Source organism: Mesorhizobium sp. WSM4840 (assembly GCF_055811755.1).
Genome location: NZ_JBVVQD010000002.1, coordinates 441663 through 459282, shown reverse-complemented (window position 1 = coordinate 459282; position 17620 = coordinate 441663). Strand labels below are relative to the sequence as shown.

The following is a 17620-nucleotide window of genomic DNA, read 5'->3' as shown; positions in this document are numbered from 1 at the left end:
GGGCTCAGGCTTCGAGCCAGCACTTTGCCAGAGCGTACCCGTTCATCAGCTCCTGATGCGGATCGTCGACCCAGCCGGCGACCTTGGCGCCCGTCGCGTCGATAAACTGGTTGAACATCGGCAGGATGAGACCGCCCTCGTCGCGAACGAGCATCGCCATGTCGCGATACATCGCCTTGCGCTTGGCCTCGTCGAGCTCGGCGCGGGCCGCCAACACCATCTTGTCGAAATCCGGACGCAGGAAACGCGTGTCGTTCCAGTCGGCGGTCGACAGATAAGCGGTCGAATACATCTGGTCCTGCGTCGAGCGGCCGCCCCAGTAGGAAGCGGAGAAGGGCTGCTTGTTCCAGACTTCCGACCAGTAGCCGTCGCCCGGTTCACGCTTGATTTCCAGCGTGATGCCGGCCTTGGCCGCGCTCTGCTGATAGAGCTGCGCGGCATCGACCGCGCCGGGGAAGGCGACATCCGACGTCCTGAGCAGGACGGCGCCGTCATGGCCTGACTTCTTGTAGTGGAATTTGGCCTTGTCGGGATCGAATTTGCGCTGCTCGATGTCGTCGGAGAACAATGGGTAGGACGCATTGATCGGAAAGTCGTTGCCGAGCGAGCCATAGCCCCTGAGGATCTTGTCGAGCATCTCCTCGCGGTCGATCGCCAGCTTCAGCGCCATGCGCAGATCGTTGTTGTCGAACGGCGCCGTGTTGCAATGCATGATGAAGACGTAGTGGCCGGGTCCCGAATGGTTGCGGATGGTGACGCCCGGCAGACGCTTGATCAGGTCGACGATCTTCGGCTCGACGCGGTTGATCATGTTGACCTGGCCGCCCTGCAAGGCCGCCGTGCGCGCCGTGGCGTCGTTGATGACGATGACCTCGATCTGGTCGGCATGGCCCATCTTGTCGCCCTGCCAGTAGTTGGCGAAGCGCTCGCCGCCATGGCGAACGCCGGGCTCGTTGGTGGTGATCTTGTAGGGGCCGGCCGAGATGCCGGCGTCGGGCTTGTCCTTGCCGCCATTGGGCTGGACGATGAGGTGATAGTCGCTGAGCAGATAGGGAAGGTCGGCATTGGCCTCCTTCAGCGTCAGCACGACTTCCTTACCGCTGGCCTTGATGCTCTCGATGCCCTTCATGTAGCCGAGCGCGCCCGACTTCGCCTTCTCGTCCGAATGGCGTTCGAGCGTGGCAGCCACGTCCTCGGCGGTCACCGTCTTGCCATTGTGGAATTCGACGCCGTCGCGAATCTTCAGGGTCCAGGTCTTGGCGTCGTCCGACGCGCCGATCTCCTCGGCGATGCGGTTCTCGAGAGTGCCTTCCGGAGACAACTCGACGATCAGTTCGCCCCACATCTTGCCGAAGGCGAACGGCACCTGGGTCATGAACAGGGCCGGATCGAGGCTGTTGGTGGACTCGCCGCCGACCAGGCCGGCCTTCAGCGTGCCGCCCTTGACCGGACCCGCGGCGCGCGCCGCACTTGAAAGCAGCGAGTTGGCGAAGGTCGCGGTGACGCCGAGCGCTGCCGCCCGGCCGAGAAAATCACGACGGCTCAGTTTGCCGGATGCGACGCGCCGGCTAAGGAATTCCAGTTCGTTCGACATGTTGAGTTCCTCACTCTGTTGGTTCGACCTTGTGGTCGTTTTTTATCATTTCTTGTGAGGAGAATAATGACCGCAAGGGAACGCCGTAAGCAAGACCGAATGCGACATGCCGTGGCGTAAATCGTACGTCGCAATTGGACCAATCCGCATAAGCGCTCAAAGCAGTGCGCGCGGGATTTTCTCTTCGAAATTGCGCTCGAAAACCAGATTTTCGCCTTCATAGGCTTCGATTCTGGCGCTAACCATGAAGCTTTGCGCGTCGGACCGCATTTCGGCGGATGTTTCGGTGCGCACCGACCATCCATTTCGCGACAGCGTTTGCGTCCAATGCGTCTTGCCCGACGCCGACAGCGGATTGTCGGGATGGATCGCCCATGTCTCTCGCGCGATGCTGCCATTGGCGAGGCCATGCTCCAGATCGCGCACCTCGCCGAAATCGTCGACGATGGAAAGCGTGACGATTCCGGTCTTTTCGTCGCGATCAACGTGACGTTCGGAATTGGTGGCGCGGATCGTTTCGGTTGCCCAGGGCGCGGCTGCCTCGGGTGAGGGGAAACCGACTTCGTCGCCTTGCGCCAGCGGGCGCAACGGCAGCATCAGCGTTGCCGCCGACAGGCCAAGCCGGACCCGCTCCGGCGATGGCCAGATCATCGGCCAGTAGGCGTTCGACACGGCAATACGCAGGCGGTGGCCTGATGGTACGCGATAGGCACATTGGTCGAGCACCACCCGGGCGCCGACAGTTTCGCCCGGCACCAGCGCTTGCGGGAATTCGTGCGAGTTGCGGTGCGTCAGGTTGAGCACGCCGTAGGAGATCAGCTCCGACGCGCCGTCGGGATGCACGTCGCAGAGCCGGATGGCGATGTTCGCCTGGCGCCGGTCCGACGAGACCCTGACCAGCACCTCCGGCGCGCCGACAATGTCGATCGCTTCGGTGAGCACCGGCTGGTCGAAACACACCGACAGCGCATCGTCGGGGCGCTGGTCACCAGGCAGTTCCGGGCCGAAAGTGAAGGGAAAATATTCGCCACCGGCAAGGCCGCAGCTTTGCGGCGAAGCGACGATGATCGGCTTGCGGCCTTCTGGGATCAACTCGATGTCCTGCGTTTTGATCTCAGGCGACGGCCACACCGGTTCCGCGACCCAGCGCCCCGGCCGCTCGGGATGCCAGCGCGCGGGGCTGACGCTATCCATGACATAGGCGCGGTAGGCAGGATCGGCCTCGACGCCGGTGTCGGTGCCCTTTAGCCAGCGGTCCCACCAGCGCAACGCCTCCTGCAGGAAACCGATGCGCGGTTCGGGCGCGGCATAATGCGGGTATTTGTGGATCCACGGGCCGACGATGCCTTTGACCGGCGCCTCGATATTGGCGGCGAGATGAGAAATGGTGTTGCGATAGCCGTCATGCCAGCCGCCGATCGACAGCACGGCGGCTTGGATTGCGGAATAGTCCTCGCAGATCGAGCCGCGCTTCCAGTAGGCATCGCGGTGCTGGTGCTGCAGCCACAGCGGCGCCAGGAAGGGCTGGTTCTCCAGCCGGGTCAGCCACTGGTCGCGCCAGCGGTTGTCGCCGGCCAGCAGCGGATCCGGCGGCCGCGAGGAATAGGACAGCATGGTCGAGGCCCAGCCGAAATTCTCGATCAGCAGGCAGCCGCCCTTGTAGTGGATGTCGTCGGCATAGCGGTCGACGGTCGAACAGAGACTGATCACCGCCTTCAGCGCCGGGGGCTGCTTGGCTGCCACCTGCAGGCAGTTGAAGCCGCCCCAGGAGATGCCCATCATGCCGACATTGCCGTTGCACCAGGGCTGGGCCGCCGCCCAGGCGATCACATTGCAAGCATCTTGCAATTCCTGCTCGGAATATTCGTCGTCCATAAGCCCTTCGGAATCGCCATTGCCGCGCATGTCGACGCGGATCGAGGCGTAGCCGTGGCCGGCGAAATAGGGATGCGTCAGCTGATCGCGAATGATCGTGCCGTCGCGCTTGCGGTAGGGCAGGTGCTCGAGGATCGCCGGCACCGGATCGTCGCCAGCGTCGACTGGCATCCACACCCGCGCCGACAGCCTGCAGCCATCCGGCATGACGATCCCCATATCCGGAAACTCGACGACCTTACGGGGAAATTCAGTGACGGTTTTCATGCGGCCACATGATGGAGCCGCTGCCGATGCGTCGTGGGCCAGCCAACGAAATCGGCTGGTCAATCCGCGTCAACTCAGCGGAATGTCGTTTTCGGCCTTGCTCGCCTGGTAGGCGTCGGAAAGTTCGTCGTAGCGTGCGGCGATCGTGCCGATCCGCGTTTCCAGCCGCCGGCGCTCGGCCTCGGGCAACGACCGCACCAGTCTGCGGATCGAAAAGCTCTTCCAATAGGCGTTCTCGGCATTGTAGCCACCTGGGTCGAGGGTGAAGACCTCCTTCAGGATCTTCAGATCGTGCGGGATGGCGAAGCTGTCGCGCGAATCCTCGTGCGAAAACAGATAGTAGAAATTGTCGAAGCCGGTCCAGGTGATTGCCGACAGGCAGAGCGAGCAAGGTTCGTGGGTGGCGAGGAAGATCGCGTCCTTGGTGTCGACGCGCTCGGCTCTCGGCATTTCGTAGAACCGCTTCAGGCAGTGCACTTCGCCATGCCAGAGCGGGTTCTCCGTCTCGTTGTTGGTTTCGGCGAGCACCAGCGAGCGGTCGTCCTTGCGCAGGATCGCCGCGCCGAACAGCTTGTTGCCATGCGCGACGCCTTCGGCCGTCTTCGGCACGATGTCATGCTCGATAACGTCGAGCAGGCGGTCGATCAGCGAGACGTCGGCCATCATGCGGTCCCGTCGGGAAGATGGATCTTGTAAGCGTGTGAGAAATGGCACTCCTCGAGATTGGAGCCGTCGCCGCCGCGATCGACAACGAGAAAATCCTGGACCTCGCCGATCGGCGTCAGCACGCCGTGCCACCGATTGCGCGGATAGTTGACGCCTTGCCCGGGCGCGGTGAGGAAGGCTTGCGGCTCGCCCGGACCTGTGTCGCCATCATGGCAGACGACGACCAGGAACGGGCGTGGCGACAGTGGTATGAAAGCTTGGCTGCCGAACGGGTGACGCTCGACCATCGTCAGCTTCAGCGGAAAATCGTAGGGCGTGCCACGCACTATGGAGATCAGAACGCGCGCATTCGGCCCCTGCGCTTCGACGATGGCGAGGTCGTGGTAGCGCTCGGCCTGGCCGCCATTGATCGGGTAGTGATTGTCGCCGCCCATATCGATGACGTCGCCGAACTCGGCAAAATTTTCGCGGGTCAGCGGCCGCGCGATGATGCGGGTCATGGCGCGCGTCTCGCGACGCCGGCGCCGCCAAGCTTGGCATGCCGGTTGACGTCCTTGTAGAGCAGATAGCGGAACTGGCCCGGACCGCCGGCATAGCAGGCCTGCGGGCAGAAGGCGCGCAGCCACATATAGTCGCCGGCCTCGACCTCGACCCAGTCCTGGTTGAGGCGATAGACCGCCTTGCCCTCCAGCACATAGAGGCCGTGCTCCATGACATGGGTCTCGGCGAAGGGAATGACCGCGCCCGGTTCGAGCGTGACGATGGTGACATGCATGTCGTGGCGCATGTCTTCAGGATCGACGAAGCGGGTCGTCGCCCACCGACCGTCGGTGCCGGGCATCGGGCTCGGTGCGACATCTTGCTCGTTGGTGAAGAAGGCCTGCGGCGGATCGATGCCTTCGACGGCGTCGTAGGCCTTGCGGATCCAGTGGAAGCGGACAGCAGCACCGCTCTCGTTGCGAACGGTCCATCCGCTGGCGGGCGGCAGGAAAGCAAAGCCACCCGGCTGCAGGACATGCGTCTTGCCGGCAAGCGAGACGCTTAGCTCGCCCTCGACCACGAACAAGGCGCCCTCGGCGCCGGCATCCGGTTCCGGCCGGTTGCTGCCGCCGCCGGGCGCCACCTCGACGATGTACTGCGAAAACGTCTCGGCAAAGCCGGACAGCGGCCGCGACAGCACCCAGACGCGGGTCTTGTCCCAGAACGGCAAGGCGCTGGTGACGATGTCCTGCATCACGCCCCTTGGAATGACGGCATAGGCCTCGGTGAAGACGGCGCGGCCGGTCAGCAGCTCACTCTGGCCGGGGTGGCCGCCATGCGGCGCGTAATAGGTTCGATCGGCCATTTTCATCGTATCCATCAGTTCAAAGCCTATTGCAGAACCCAAAGCTTATTACGAAAGCCAAAGCTTATTACGGAAGAATGTCCTTGAGGCGAAGCAGCGCGATGCACTCGACCTGTTTGCAGGCGGTTTCGAATTCGACGTCGTGGCCGTTGCCGATGCGCGCCTCGAACTCAGCCAGGATTTCCGCCTTGGTCTTGCCTTTCACCGCGATAATGAAGGGAAAGCCAAAGGAAGTGACGTAGGCGGCATTGAGTTTTGAGAACAGCTCGCGCTCCTTGTCGGTCAGCGCATCAAGCCCGACGGAGGCCTGTTCCCTCGCCGATTCCGCCGTCAGCCGCTTGGCACGCGCCAGTTTTCCGGCAAGGTCGGGATGGGCGTTGAGCACGGAGAGCCGCTCGGCCTCGCTGGCGCCGCGAAAGATACGGCACAGCGCATTATGGAGGCCGCCGGCGCTGTCATGCGCCGGGCCGAGTTCCAGTTCGTAGGCGCGCTCGGCGATCCACGGCGAATGCTCGAACACGCCGCCGAAAGCCTGGACGAAAGCCTCGAACTCCATCTTCGACGGGCGCAGCGCCGGCGGCCGGAACGGATGGGTTTCCTGCCAGTGCCTGGCGATGTCGATGCGCCGCGCCAGCCAGACCCTGTCGTGCGATTTGACGTAGTCGACGAAGCGCTTGAGCGCCGCGGCCCGACCCGGCCGCCCAACGAGACGGCAGTGCAGGCCGATGTTCATCATGCGCGGCCGTCCTGCCTTGCCCTCGGCATAGAGCGTCTCGAAACTGTCTCTGAGATAGGCGAAGAACTGGTCACCCGAGTTGAAGCCCTGCGGCGTGGCGAAGCGCATGTCGTTGGCGTCGAGCGTATAGGGGATGATGAGCTGCGGCTTCGCCGATCCGTCAGGCCCGTCATGCTCGAACCAGTAGGGCAACTCGTCGTCATAAGTGTCCGACACATAGTCGAAGCCACCTTCTTCCGCCGCCAGCCGCACGGTGTTGATCGAGGTGCGGCCGGTGTACCAGCCGGTCGGCCGTGCCCCGGTCACCTCGTAGTGCAGTTCGATCGCCTCTTCCATGTCGCGGCGCTCGTCCTCTGGCGCATGGTCGCGGTAGTCGATCCATTTCAGGCCGTGCGAGGCGATTTCCCAGCCGGCCTCCTGCATCGCCGCGACCTGATCGGGCGAACGCGCCAGCGCCGTGGCGACGCCGTAGCAGGTGACCGGCACCTCAGCCTCGGTGAACAGACGCAGCAATCGCCAGAAGCCGGCACGCGCGCCATATTCGTAGATCGATTCCATATTCCAGTGGCGCTGGCCGGGCCAGGGCGCGGCGCCGACGATCTCGGACAGGAAGGCCTCCGAAGCCTTGTCGCCGTGCAGGACGCAGTTCTCGCCGCCCTCTTCGTAATTAACGACGAACTGCACCGCTACATGCGCCCCGCCAGGCCATTTCGGATCCGGCGGATTTGCGCCGTAGCCACGCATGTCTCGTTCGTAACGCATTGTCACTCCTGCCGGATAGTGTGATCAGGATAGTCGAAAGGGCCGCTTGCGCATTCCCCCGAAAATTTTTGAAAGTGTTTTTGCAGCACTTCACTCGACCGGGACTTATGCATCGCCTTTAATTGGCGCACAATTCGTCAAGCACGTTTTGAGTGTACCGGAATGGGAGCAGCCAGTGGCGGAAACGTCGAAAGCCGAAGGCGGACGTCTGACGACCCATGTCCTCGACACCGCGACCGGCAGGCCGGCGGCAGGTTTGTCGATCGAGCTTTACCGCATCAACGACGACATGCGGACGCATCTGAAGACAGCGGTCACCAATGCCGACGGCCGCTGTGACGCGCCGCTGCTTGCCGATGCGGAATTCCGCACCGGCGAATACGAGCTGGTCTTCGCTGCCGGCGACTATCTGCGCCGGCAGGGGTTGAGACTGCCGGAACCAGCCTTCCTCGACAGCGTGCCGATCCGCTTCGGCATGGCCGAGCCGGTGCACTATCATGTGCCGCTGCTTATATCCCCCTACGGCTATTCGACCTATCGGGGGAGCTGAGACATGACGAGGCTCAAAACACGCAGCGAGATACGCTTCATCCTCAATGGCGAGAAGGTTGCGTTGACCAAGGTTGCGCCCGACGAGACCTTGCTCGACTGGCTGCGGCTCGAGCGCTCGCTGCGCGGCACCAAGGAAGGTTGCGCCGAGGGCGATTGCGGCGCCTGCACCGTTCTGGTCGGAAGGCTCTCTGCCGGCCGGCTGGTCTATGAAAGCGTCAATGCCTGCATCCGCTTCCTTGGCTCGCTCGATGGCACGCATGTCGTGACCGTCGAGCATCTGCGTGGCGACGGCGATAGGCTGCATCCGGTGCAGCAGGCGATGGTCGACTTTCACGGCTCGCAATGCGGTTTCTGCACGCCGGGCATCGTCATGTCGCTTTACGCTCTGTGGATGCGGTCGCCGGAGCCGTCGGATGCGGCCATCGAAAAGGCGCTGCAGGGCAATCTCTGCCGTTGCACCGGCTACGAAGCGATCATCCGCGCCGCGCGCGCCATCTCCAGCTACGGCAAGACGGCGAAAGACCCGCTGGCGGCGGAGCGCGAGGCCATCACGGCCAAGCTTGCGGCCGTGAAAGACGGGTCGCGTATCGAGATCGGCGCCGGCAAGCAGCGGCTGATCGTGCCGGCGAATACCGACGATCTCGCCGCTGTGCTCGATAAGGAGCCCGGCGCTACCATCGTTGCCGGTTCGACTGATGTCGGCCTATGGGTGACCAAACATATGCGCGAGATTTCGCCGGCGATCTTCATCGGCAATCTCGACGGGCTCTGCGCGGTTTCCGAGGACAAGGGCATCATCTCGATCGGCGCTGGTGTCACCTATACCGAAGCTTTCTCAATATTGGCGAAGCGCATACCCGCGCTCGGGCCGCTGTTCGATCGCATCGGCGGAGACCAGGTGCGCAATATGGGCACGATCGGCGGCAACATCGCCAATGGCTCGCCGATCGGCGACACGCCGCCGCCGCTGATCGCACTCGGCGCGCGGCTGACGCTGCGCCGGGGCAACAAGCGGCGGACGATCCCGCTCGAAGATTTCTTCATCGCCTATGGCAAGCAGGATCGGCAGCCGGGCGAGTTCGTCGAGGCCGTGCATGTCCCAGTGCCGGGCAGGGACACCAAATTCGCCGTCTACAAGATCACCAAGCGCCGTGACGAGGACATCACCGCAGCGCTTGGCGCATTCCTGCTGACCCTGGCCGGCGACGGCACGGTGGCGGATATCCGGATCGCCTATGGCGGCATGGCGGCAACGCCGAAGCGGGCGGCCGCAGTTGAAGAGGCGCTGCTTGGCAGGCCCTGGACGGAGGCGACGGTCGAGGCGGCCATGGCCGAGTACGCCAAAGACTTTACCCCGCTGACCGACATGCGAGCGAGCGCCGAATACCGGGCGCTGGCGGCGCGCAACCTGCTGTTGCGGTTCTTCGCCGAGACCAGCGGCACCAAGGCGCCGATCCAGATATCGCGCCACGAGGTGGCGTGATGAGCTTGTATATTACCTCAGGCAAACAGACAGCCGAACGATCACGAGTAGCGTCCTTTTCCCCGTTTACGGGGAGAGGATGCCGGCAGGCAGATGAGGGGCGGCGCCGTCCTCGATCGATATTCGCAAGCTCGTCAACGTCAACGCTGCCCCTCATTCGGCCCTTCGGGCCACCTTCTCCCCGTGGACGGGGAGAAGGGAGGAGAGGCGCGCCATGACCCGCCACGCTCCCAACCTCAGGGCACAGAAAATCGCTGGTGGCGTTGCCACCGACCAGCGCCATGATTCCGCCCACAAGCATGTCCGCGGCACCGCCGTCTACATCGACGACATGCCGGAACCATCAGGCACGCTGCATGGCTGCCTCGGGCTTTCGAGGGCCACGCACGCCACCATCACCAGCATGGACCTGTCGGCGGTGCGCGCAGCACCCGGTGTCGTCGACGTGCTGACGGCCAGTGACGTGCCGGGCGAAAACGACATTTCGCCGACCGGCCGTCACGACGAACCGGTGCTGGCCGACGGCAAGGTGCAGTTCTTCGGCCAGCCGATCTTCTGCGTTATCGCCGAAACCCGCGAGCAGGCGCGCCGTGCAACGAGGCTGGCCAAGGTCGAATACAAGGAATTGCCTTTCGTCACCGACATCGGCGTCCTCGATCCCAGGAAGGACAAGCTTGTCACGCCGCCGCTGACCCTGAGGCGCGGCGATGCCGCGGCTGCGATCAACGCGGCGCCGCGCCGGCTGAAGGGAAAAATGCGCATCGGGGGCCAGGACCATTTTTATCTCGAAGGCCAGATCGCCATGGCCATTCCGGGCGAGGATCAGGACGTCACGATTTATTCCTCGACCCAGCATCCGAGCGAAATCCAGCACATGGTCAGCCATGCGCTCGGCGTGCCGAGCCATGCCGTCACGGTCGAGATCCGCCGGATGGGCGGCGCTTTCGGCGGCAAGGAAACGCAGGGCAACCAGTTTGCAGTATTGGCCGCTATTGCCGCGAAGAAACATCATCGCGCCGTCAAAATCCGGCCCGACCGTGACGACGACATGATCGCCACCGGCAAGCGCCACGACTTTCTGGTCGACTACGAGGTCGGCTTCGACGACGAGGGCAATATTCTCGGTGTCGATTTCATGTTCGCGACGCGCTGCGGCTTCTCGGCGGACCTCTCAGGACCAGTGACCGACCGAGCGCTGTTCCACTGTGACAACACCTATTTCTGGCCGGCGGTGCACGCGCAATCGGCGCCGCTCTACACCAACACCGTGTCGAACACCGCCTTCCGCGGCTTCGGCGGTCCGCAAGGCATGGTCGGGGCCGAGCGCGTCATCGAAGAGGTCGCCTTTGCCGTCGGCAAGGACCCGCTCGAAATCCGCAAGAAGAACTTTTATGGCACCAGCGACCGCAATGTCACGCCCTATCACCAGACGATCGAGGACAACATCATCCACCGCATCGTCGCCGAACTGGAGGCGAGTTGCGACTATGCGAGGCGCCGCCGCACCATTGAAGCGTTCAACGCCAACAGCCGCTTCATCAAACGTGGATTGGCGCTGACGCCGGTCAAGTTCGGCATCTCGTTCACCGCCACCCACTACAACCAGGCCGGCGCGCTGGTGCATGTCTACACCGACGGTTCGGTGCATCTGAACCATGGCGGCACCGAGATGGGGCAGGGCCTCTACGTCAAGGTGGCGCAGGTGGTGGCGGAAGAATTCCAGATCGACCTCGACCAGGTCAAGATCACCGCGACGACGACCGGCAAGGTGCCGAACACCTCGGCGACCGCCGCATCGTCCGGTTCCGACCTCAATGGTATGGCGGCGCAGAACGCGGCCCGGCAGATCAAGGAGCGGTTGACCAACTTCGCAGCCGAAAAATACCAGGTGCCGCGCGATCAGGTATTGTTCCTGCCCAACCGGGTGCGTATCGGCAACCAGGAGATCGCCTTCGCCGATCTCGTCAGGCAGGCCTACATGGCGCGCATCCAGCTTTCGGCGGCGGGCTTCTACAAGACGCCGAAAATCCATTGGGATCGCGACAAGGGCGAGGGCCGCCCCTTCTATTATTTCGCCTATGGCGCCGCGTGCTCGGAAGTCTCGGTCGATACGCTGACAGGCGAATACATGGTCGAGCGCACAGACATCCTGCACGAGACCGGCCGCTCGCTGAACCGCGCCATAGACCTCGGCCAGGTCGAGGGCGGATTCATCCAGGGCATGGGCTGGCTGACGACGGAGGAACTGTGGTGGGACGACAAGGGCCGGCTACGCACCCATGCGCCGTCGACCTACAAGATTCCGCTCGCCTCGGACCGGCCGAAGATCTTCAATGTGACGCTGGCCGACTGGCCTGAGGCACACGAGCCGACGGTGCACCGCTCCAAGGCGGTCGGCGAGCCGCCGCTCCCGCTCGGCATGTCGGTGCTGCATGCCCTGTCGGATGCGGTGGCAAGCGTTGCCGACCACCGGATCTGCCCGCGCCTCGACCCACCGGCGACGCCGGAGCGGGTGCTGATGGCGATCGAACGGCTGAAGAGGGAAGCCAAGACCAGCACGTGAACCAGCCTTGGAATCCCAGAAAGCGTGCAATTCAGGCCGAAAAACTCTATATTTCCCGACAGGGAAAGCGAATGATGAACGCGAAAGTGCAAAGCCTAAAAGCCTTTCTTGCCGGCGCCGGCCGGGTCGCCCTGGTCGAAGTGGCCGGGACAAAGGGCTCGACCCCACGCGAGAAGGGCGCCTTTATGCTCGTCTCGGGCTCGGCGATTTTTGGCACGATCGGCGGCGGCCAACTCGAATACATGGCAATCGACAAGGCACGGCAGATGCTTTTCTCCCCCCTTGAGGGGGAGATGGCCGCGGAGCGGCCAGAGGGGGTCGTCTCAGAAGGCACCGCCAGAGCGTCGAGCACTGCCGCGGCGACCCCACCCGACGGCTTCGCCGCCACCCTCCCCTCGAGGGGGAGGGATATCCGCGCCACGCTCGACATCCCGCTCGGGCCGGAGATCGGGCAGTGCTGCGGCGGCAGGGTCGAGGTGCTGATCCGGCTGGTCGACGCGGCGCTGGCGCGAGAGCTGGTTGCTGCGGCGGAAGCCGAGGAAGCGCATCTGCCGCACGTCTACATCTTCGGCGGTGGCCATGTCGGCCATGCGCTGGCTTCGGCAGTGGCCTTGCTGCCGGTACGTGTCGTCGTTGTCGAGACGCGGGCCGAGGCACTGGAGGGCATGCCGGGCGCGGTCGAAACAGGGCTGACGCCAATGCCCGAGGCGATGGTGCGCAAGGCCCCGGCCGGGGCTGCCTTCGTCGTCCTCACCCACGACCACGCGTTGGATTTCCTGATCGTCGCCGAGGCGCTGAAACGCCGGGATGCCGCCTATGTCGGGATGATCGGCTCGAAAACCAAAAGGGCGACCTTCAGGAGCTGGTTCCTGAAGTCGGCGGATGGCAGCGAGGCGGAATTTGCCCGCCTCGTCTCGCCGATCGGCGGCGATGCGGTCAAGGACAAGCGCCCGCAGGTGATCGCGGCACTCGCCGCAGCCGAGATCATGACGGCGTTGGCCGCCCATGCCACGGCATCAGCCGCGCCGCGCCCAGCCTCTCACAGCAAGGCGATGGCCGGCTGACGGCTAATATCCCGCCGAGTTGCATTTTCGCGCAGGCGCGCTTCCGTAGCGTGCTGCTCACATCGGCCGCTTCAAACCCAGATGGTCGCGCAGCGTGGTGCCTTTATAGTCCTTGCGGAACAGGCCGCGCCGCTGCAGTTCCGGCACGACAAGCGTGGCAAAGGCATCGAACTCACCAGGGAAATAAGATGGCATGACGTTGAAGCCGTCAGCTGCGCCGCCCTCGAACCGTGCTTCGAGCTCGTCGGCGATCTGAGCCGGTGTGCCGACGACGCGCCAATGGCCGCGCGCGCCGGCGAAATGGCGCGCAAGCTGCCGAATGGACAGGTTATCGCGGCGTGACTGCTCGATGACCAGCGCCTGCCGGCTCTGCATGCCTTCGCTGGGCGGCAGCTCCGGCAAGGGCCCATCGATGGGATAGCGCGCGAGATCGGAGATACTGAGATAGCTGGACAGCAGCGCGACGCCGACATCGTCAGGGATCAGCTCCTGCAACTCCTCATGTTTTGCCCGGGCTTCCGCTTCAGTTGCCGCCACGATCGGCGCGACGCCCGGCATGATCTTGATGTCGTCCGGCTCGCGCCCATAAGCCGCCAGCCGTCCCTTGAGATCATCATAAAAGGCCTTTGCCTCCTCGAACGTTTGCGCCGCCGTGAACACTACGTCAGCGGTCCGGGCGGCGAGATCCCTGCCCTCGTCCGATGCTCCGGCCTGAACCATGACCGGCGCGCCTTGGGGCGAGCGTGGCAGGTCGAGTGGGTCGCGCACCGAAAAGCTTCTGCCGTCGTGACCAGGTCCGGAAACCCCGTCGAGCTTGCCTCGCCAGAGTGCGGTCACCACGCCAGCGAATTCACGCGCGCGCTCATAACGGTCGGCATGCGGGCGCAGGCCGGTCGAGCCGAAATTGGCGGCTTCGATGTGGCTGGCGGACGTGACGAGATTCCAGCCGGCACGGCCGCTGCTCAGATGGTCGAGCGACAAAAAAGTCCGCGCCAGCCCGTAAGGCTCGTTGTAGCTTGTTGACGCCGTGGAGACGAGACCGATGTGGCTGGTCTGGACCGCGAGAGTTGCAAGCAGGCTGATGGGTTCGAAGCCGATCGAGCGTGACGTCTGGCTGGCAATATTAACATTGGCCTCGCGCACGCCGGCGGCGTCCTCGCAGAACAACAGGTCGAATTTCGCCGCCTCCGCCGTCCGCGCCAGCTGGACGTAATGGTCGATGTCGACCCCCGCCGTCGCATGCGCCTGCGGATGGCGCCAGGCGGCAATGTGGTGGCCTGTTGCCCACAGGAAGGCGCCGAGCTTCATCTGACGGGCGGTCATTGTCCCTCCTCCCCGGCCAGTCCGAGATGGGAGCGCAGCGTCGCGCCGGGATAATCCGACCGGAGAAGGCCGCGGCGACGAAGCTCCGGCAGTACGAGGTCGACGAAATTGTCGAGCACAGACTCGAGCGGCGGCATGAGTATATTGAAACCGTCGCAGCTTTTCGACCGGAAGGACTCTTCGAGCCTGTCCGCGATAACGTCCGGCCTGGCGGCCATTTCAGCACCCGGCGCGACGTTCATCAGCACCTTTATCGCGCCGGGGCTACGCCCGAACGCAAGCGCGCGGCGCTTCAGATCGTGAGCCTTGGCGCCCGCGATCGATGGCTCGTCCAGCAGGATGACATCGGCGACGCGGGCACCGATGTCCATGTCGGGCTCCGACAGGCCTGACATGACGAGCACCGGCATATCCTGCGGCGAGCGTGCAACGTTCAGCGGCCCGCGCACAGAGAAAAACTCGCCCTTGTGGTCGAGCAGGTGCATCTTTTCGGGATCGAAGAAGCGGCCTTCGCTTTTGTCGAACAGCAGGGCATCCGCATCCCAGCCTCGCCACAAGCCTTGCACGATACCGATGAATTCCTCGGCGCGTCGGCGAAAATCGTCGCCGGAAAACCCTTCTGGCCGGCTGAAATTGGCCGCCTCGGTCGGATCCTGCATCATCGTCGCGTTCCAGCCGCCACGACCATGGCTGATGATGTCGAGCGATGCGAAACGGCGCGCCAGATTGTAGGGCTGGTGGGCGACCGTCGATGCCGCGGCGACGAGGCCGATCCTGCTGGTCACCGTCGCCAGCGCCGCCAGCAGGGTCGTCGCTTCGAAGGGCAGTTGCCGGTTCGGTGCGTCGCCGCCTGCAGCTGGCGCGGAATCGGCAAGAAGCACCATGTCCAGCCCGGCTGCTTCGGCTTTTTGCAAGAACTGCGCCAGAAGGCTGAAATCCGCGCCGCCGGCTGGCGGCTCGCTGGAAGGAGCATTTCCCGGCAACAAGGAAACGGCGAGATGCATTGTGGGGCCGTTGCCCATCGATAGTCCTTGCAAGGCGAAAGTTCTACCAGAACTATGTTCGCCACCTCCAGGGATGGCAACCGGTTGCGCTGGTCCAGCAAGCCGTCACTTGCCTGCCAGAATATCCTTGATCAGCCGTTGGCAGCGCTCGGCCATGAAGTCGAGCAGCAGCCGCACCTTCGGGTCCTGCAGCTTCTTGTGCGGGTAGACGGCGGCGAACTGCACCGGTGTCGGCGGGGTGTCTGGCAGGATCACCTTCAGCCGCCGATCGCGGATGAACGGCTCGACCTCGAAGCGCGGCTTGTTGATGATGCCGCGGCCGGACAGCGCCCAGCCGGTCAGCACGTCGCCATCGTCGGTGTCATAGGGCCCGTGCACTTCGAATTTCCGCGGGCCGTCGGCCATCTGCAGCGTCCACACATATTCGCGCGCGCCGGCGTAGCGCAGCATCAGGCAGTCGTGCTTCTTGCCGATCAGTTCCTGCGGTTCGTTCGGTTCGCCGCGCGCCTCCAGATATTTCGGTGCCGCCACCAGCACCCGTTCGCACTCCATGATGCCGCGCATCCTGAGGCTGGAATCCTCGATGATGCCGAGCCGGAAGGCAACGTCGATGCCTTCCTTCATGATGTCGACATTGTGGTCGGAAAGCCTCAACCGAACCTCGATGTCAGGATATTTGTCGTGGAAATCCGGGATGCCGGATGCCACCAGCCGGCGGCCGAGGCCGAGCGGCGCTGTCACCTTGATGGTGCCGCGCGGCTGGCCGGAAAGCGCCGAGACGGCGGCTTCGGCCTCGGTGATCGCCTCCAGTACCTGCTTGGCGCCGGAATAGAACACGGTGCCGTGCTCGGTCGGCATCAATTGCCGCGTCGTGCGATTGAACAGCCTGACACCAAGGTGCTTTTCGAGCTCCTTGATGCGGTTGGAGGCGACCGCCGGCGAGATGCGCATGTCGCGGCCCGCCGCCGACAGGTTGCCAAGCTCGACGACGCGGACGAAGACGGCGATGTTGTCGAGATAGGCCATGCGGCTTTAGGGCTCTCATGCGGCTGCGTAGGGATAACCCTAGTATTTTCCAATTTTTTTTGAAAGTCATCGTGCAGCTCGGCCCTTTCCGTTTGCGCTCCAGTCCGTAAAGTCACCCGATCGGCAGGGACGACTTTTCAATGATGGATTTCGCGATTTTCTGGGACTGGCTGAGTTTCGCCGTGCGCTGGCTGCATGTCGTCACCAGCATAGCCTGGATCGGCTCGTCCTTCTATTTCGTCGCGCTCGATCTTGGCTTGCGCCAGCGTCCGGGCATGCCTGTCGGCGCCTTCGGCGAGGAATGGCAGGTGCATGGCGGCGGCTTCTACCACATCCAGAAATATCTGGTGGCGCCGGCCGAAATGCCCGAGCACCTGACCTGGTTCAAATGGGAATCCTACGCCACCTGGCTGTCGGGCTTTGCCATGCTGTGCGTCGTCTACTATGCCGGGGCGGACCTCTTCCTGATCGATCCCAATGTGCTCGCCATGTCGGTGCCTACAGGCATCTTGCTGTCGCTGGCGACGATCGGCGTCGGCTGGGTGGTCTACGATCTCCTATGCCGTTCGCCGCTTGGCAACAGCGACACCGGCCTGATGCTGGTGCTCTATGGCGTGCTGGTGTTCATCGCCTGGGGTCTTACCCATCTGTTCACCGGCCGCGCCGCCTTCCTGCACCTTGGCGCCATCACCGCGACGATCATGTCGGCCAATGTCTTCATGGTCATCATTCCGAACCAGAAGATCGTTGTCGCCGACCTGATTGCCGGCCGCAAGCCCGACCCGAAATACGGCAAGATCGCCAAGCAGCGCTCGCTGCACAACAATTACCTGACGCTGCCCGTTCTGTTCCTCATGCTGTCGAACCACTACCCGCTGGCGTTCGGCACCGAGTTCAACTGGGTGATCGCCTCGCTGGTTTTCATCATCGGCGTGCTGATCCGGCACTATTTCAACACCATGCATGCGCGCAAAGGCAACCCGACCTGGACCTGGTTGGCGGCGGCCGTCCTGTTCGTCGTCATCATGTGGCTGTCAACGGTGCCGAAAGTGCTGACCGGCGAAGTCAAGGCGTCCTCGGCGGCACAGGTCTATTCCGCCTCGGCGCACTTTCCCGCAGTGCGCGACACGGTGCTTGGCCGCTGCTCGATGTGTCATGCGCAGGAGCCATCCTACGAGGGCATCTATCACGCACCGAAAGGTGTGATGCTCGACACGGACGCCGGTATCGCCGAGCAAGCCCGCGAGATCTACCTGCAGGCCGGCCGCAGCCACGCGATGCCGCCCGCCAACGTCACCCATATCACCGACAATGAGCGGGCGCTGCTGGTAGCGTGGTTCGAGGAGGCGGGGAAATAAGC

At 63.7% G+C, this 17620-nt stretch carries 14 protein-coding genes; 5 read left to right on the top strand and 9 right to left on the bottom strand.

Features of this window, described 5'->3' with window-relative positions; all coding sequences use genetic code 11:
- Window positions 1-4 precede the first annotated feature (4 nt).
- The 6 genes from AC0L3I_RS05580 to puuE form a co-directional block, all read right to left on the bottom strand.
- Window positions 5-1594, bottom strand: a complete 1590-nt coding sequence (locus tag AC0L3I_RS05580) for an ABC transporter substrate-binding protein (protein ID WP_473526217.1) — start codon at window positions 1592-1594, stop codon at window positions 5-7.
- 156 nt (window positions 1595-1750) lie between these two features.
- Window positions 1751-3736, bottom strand: a complete 1986-nt coding sequence (locus AC0L3I_RS05575) for a CocE/NonD family hydrolase (protein WP_473526216.1) — start codon at window positions 3734-3736, stop codon at window positions 1751-1753.
- 69 nt (window positions 3737-3805) lie between these two features.
- On the bottom strand, window positions 3806-4399 hold the full coding sequence (locus AC0L3I_RS05570) for a nucleoside deaminase (protein ID WP_473526215.1): 594 nt from the start codon (window positions 4397-4399) through the stop codon (window positions 3806-3808).
- A complete protein-coding gene (locus AC0L3I_RS05565) occupies window positions 4399-4902 on the bottom strand; it encodes an ureidoglycolate lyase (RefSeq protein ID WP_473526214.1) in 504 nt (167 codons plus the stop codon). The genes AC0L3I_RS05570 and AC0L3I_RS05565 overlap by 1 nt, the downstream gene beginning before the upstream one ends.
- On the bottom strand, window positions 4899-5747 hold the full coding sequence (locus AC0L3I_RS05560) for a bifunctional allantoicase/(S)-ureidoglycine aminohydrolase (protein WP_473484332.1): 849 nt from the start codon (window positions 5745-5747) through the stop codon (window positions 4899-4901). Before AC0L3I_RS05560 ends, AC0L3I_RS05565 begins: the two co-directional genes overlap by 4 nt.
- Window positions 5748-5814: 67 nt before the next feature.
- Window positions 5815-7245: an allantoinase PuuE gene (puuE, locus tag AC0L3I_RS05555; RefSeq protein ID WP_473526213.1), complete on the bottom strand. Its 1431-nt coding sequence runs from the start codon at window positions 7243-7245 to the stop codon at window positions 5815-5817.
- Between the two features lie 175 nt (window positions 7246-7420).
- Between puuE and uraH the strand changes: the two genes are divergently transcribed.
- From uraH to xdhC, 4 genes are all read left to right on the top strand, one after another.
- Window positions 7421-7795, top strand: a complete 375-nt coding sequence (gene uraH, locus AC0L3I_RS05550; RefSeq protein ID WP_095493926.1) for a hydroxyisourate hydrolase — start codon at window positions 7421-7423, stop codon at window positions 7793-7795.
- A gap of 3 nt (window positions 7796-7798) precedes the next feature.
- Window positions 7799-9280 carry a xanthine dehydrogenase small subunit gene (gene xdhA, locus AC0L3I_RS05545; RefSeq protein WP_473484327.1) on the top strand — a complete coding sequence of 494 codons (1482 nt, stop codon included), beginning with the start codon at window positions 7799-7801 and terminating at the stop codon, window positions 9278-9280.
- 214 nt (window positions 9281-9494) lie between these two features.
- A complete protein-coding gene (gene xdhB, locus AC0L3I_RS05540; protein WP_473526212.1) occupies window positions 9495-11843 on the top strand; it encodes a xanthine dehydrogenase molybdopterin binding subunit in 2349 nt (782 codons plus the stop codon).
- Between the two features lie 74 nt (window positions 11844-11917).
- On the top strand, window positions 11918-12907 hold the full coding sequence (gene xdhC / locus AC0L3I_RS05535) for a xanthine dehydrogenase accessory protein XdhC (protein ID WP_473484552.1): 990 nt from the start codon (window positions 11918-11920) through the stop codon (window positions 12905-12907).
- A gap of 57 nt (window positions 12908-12964) precedes the next feature.
- On the opposite strand, the gene AC0L3I_RS05530 is transcribed toward xdhC, so the two are convergent.
- The 3 genes from AC0L3I_RS05530 to AC0L3I_RS05520 form a co-directional block, all read right to left on the bottom strand.
- Complete coding sequence (locus AC0L3I_RS05530; protein WP_473484323.1) at window positions 12965-14230, bottom strand: LLM class flavin-dependent oxidoreductase; 1266 nt, start codon at window positions 14228-14230, stop codon at window positions 12965-12967.
- The gene (locus AC0L3I_RS05525) at window positions 14227-15252 is read right to left on the bottom strand and encodes an LLM class flavin-dependent oxidoreductase (protein WP_473526211.1); all 1026 of its coding nucleotides are present in this window, start codon (window positions 15250-15252) and stop codon (window positions 14227-14229) included. Before AC0L3I_RS05525 ends, AC0L3I_RS05530 begins: the two co-directional genes overlap by 4 nt.
- Window positions 15253-15339: 87 nt before the next feature.
- Window positions 15340-16260, bottom strand: coding sequence for a LysR family transcriptional regulator (locus AC0L3I_RS05520; protein ID WP_123146318.1), 921 nt, complete (start codon window positions 16258-16260; stop codon window positions 15340-15342).
- A 140-nt stretch (window positions 16261-16400) separates the two neighbouring features.
- Between AC0L3I_RS05520 and AC0L3I_RS05515 the strand changes: the two genes are divergently transcribed.
- The gene (locus tag AC0L3I_RS05515) at window positions 16401-17618 is read left to right on the top strand and encodes a urate hydroxylase PuuD (RefSeq protein ID WP_473526210.1); all 1218 of its coding nucleotides are present in this window, start codon (window positions 16401-16403) and stop codon (window positions 17616-17618) included.
- Window positions 17619-17620 lie beyond the last annotated feature (2 nt).

Bases quoted from the DNA above. Each gene is read 5' to 3' on its own strand.
- AC0L3I_RS05580 (WP_473526217.1), bottom strand. From the start codon at position 1,594: ATGTCGAACGAACTGGAATTCCTTAGCCGGCGCGTCGCATCCGGCAAA.
- AC0L3I_RS05575 (WP_473526216.1), bottom strand. From the start codon at position 3,736: ATGAAAACCGTCACTGAATTTCCCCGTAAGGTCGTCGAGTTTCCGGAT.
- AC0L3I_RS05570 (WP_473526215.1), bottom strand. From the start codon at position 4,399: ATGGCCGACGTCTCGCTGATCGACCGCCTGCTCGACGTTATCGAGCAT.
- AC0L3I_RS05565 (WP_473526214.1), bottom strand. From the start codon at position 4,902: ATGACCCGCATCATCGCGCGGCCGCTGACCCGCGAAAATTTTGCCGAG.
- AC0L3I_RS05560 (WP_473484332.1), bottom strand. From the start codon at position 5,747: ATGGCCGATCGAACCTATTACGCGCCGCATGGCGGCCACCCCGGCCAG.
- puuE (WP_473526213.1), bottom strand. From the start codon at position 7,245: ATGCGTTACGAACGAGACATGCGTGGCTACGGCGCAAATCCGCCGGAT.
- xdhA (WP_473484327.1), top strand. From the start codon at position 7,799: ATGACGAGGCTCAAAACACGCAGCGAGATACGCTTCATCCTCAATGGC.
- xdhB (WP_473526212.1), top strand. From the start codon at position 9,495: ATGACCCGCCACGCTCCCAACCTCAGGGCACAGAAAATCGCTGGTGGC.
- xdhC (WP_473484552.1), top strand. From the start codon at position 11,918: ATGAACGCGAAAGTGCAAAGCCTAAAAGCCTTTCTTGCCGGCGCCGGC.
- AC0L3I_RS05530 (WP_473484323.1), bottom strand. From the start codon at position 14,230: ATGACCGCCCGTCAGATGAAGCTCGGCGCCTTCCTGTGGGCAACAGGC.
- AC0L3I_RS05525 (WP_473526211.1), bottom strand. From the start codon at position 15,252: ATGGGCAACGGCCCCACAATGCATCTCGCCGTTTCCTTGTTGCCGGGA.
- AC0L3I_RS05520 (WP_123146318.1), bottom strand. From the start codon at position 16,260: ATGGCCTATCTCGACAACATCGCCGTCTTCGTCCGCGTCGTCGAGCTT.
- AC0L3I_RS05515 (WP_473526210.1), top strand. From the start codon at position 16,401: ATGATGGATTTCGCGATTTTCTGGGACTGGCTGAGTTTCGCCGTGCGC.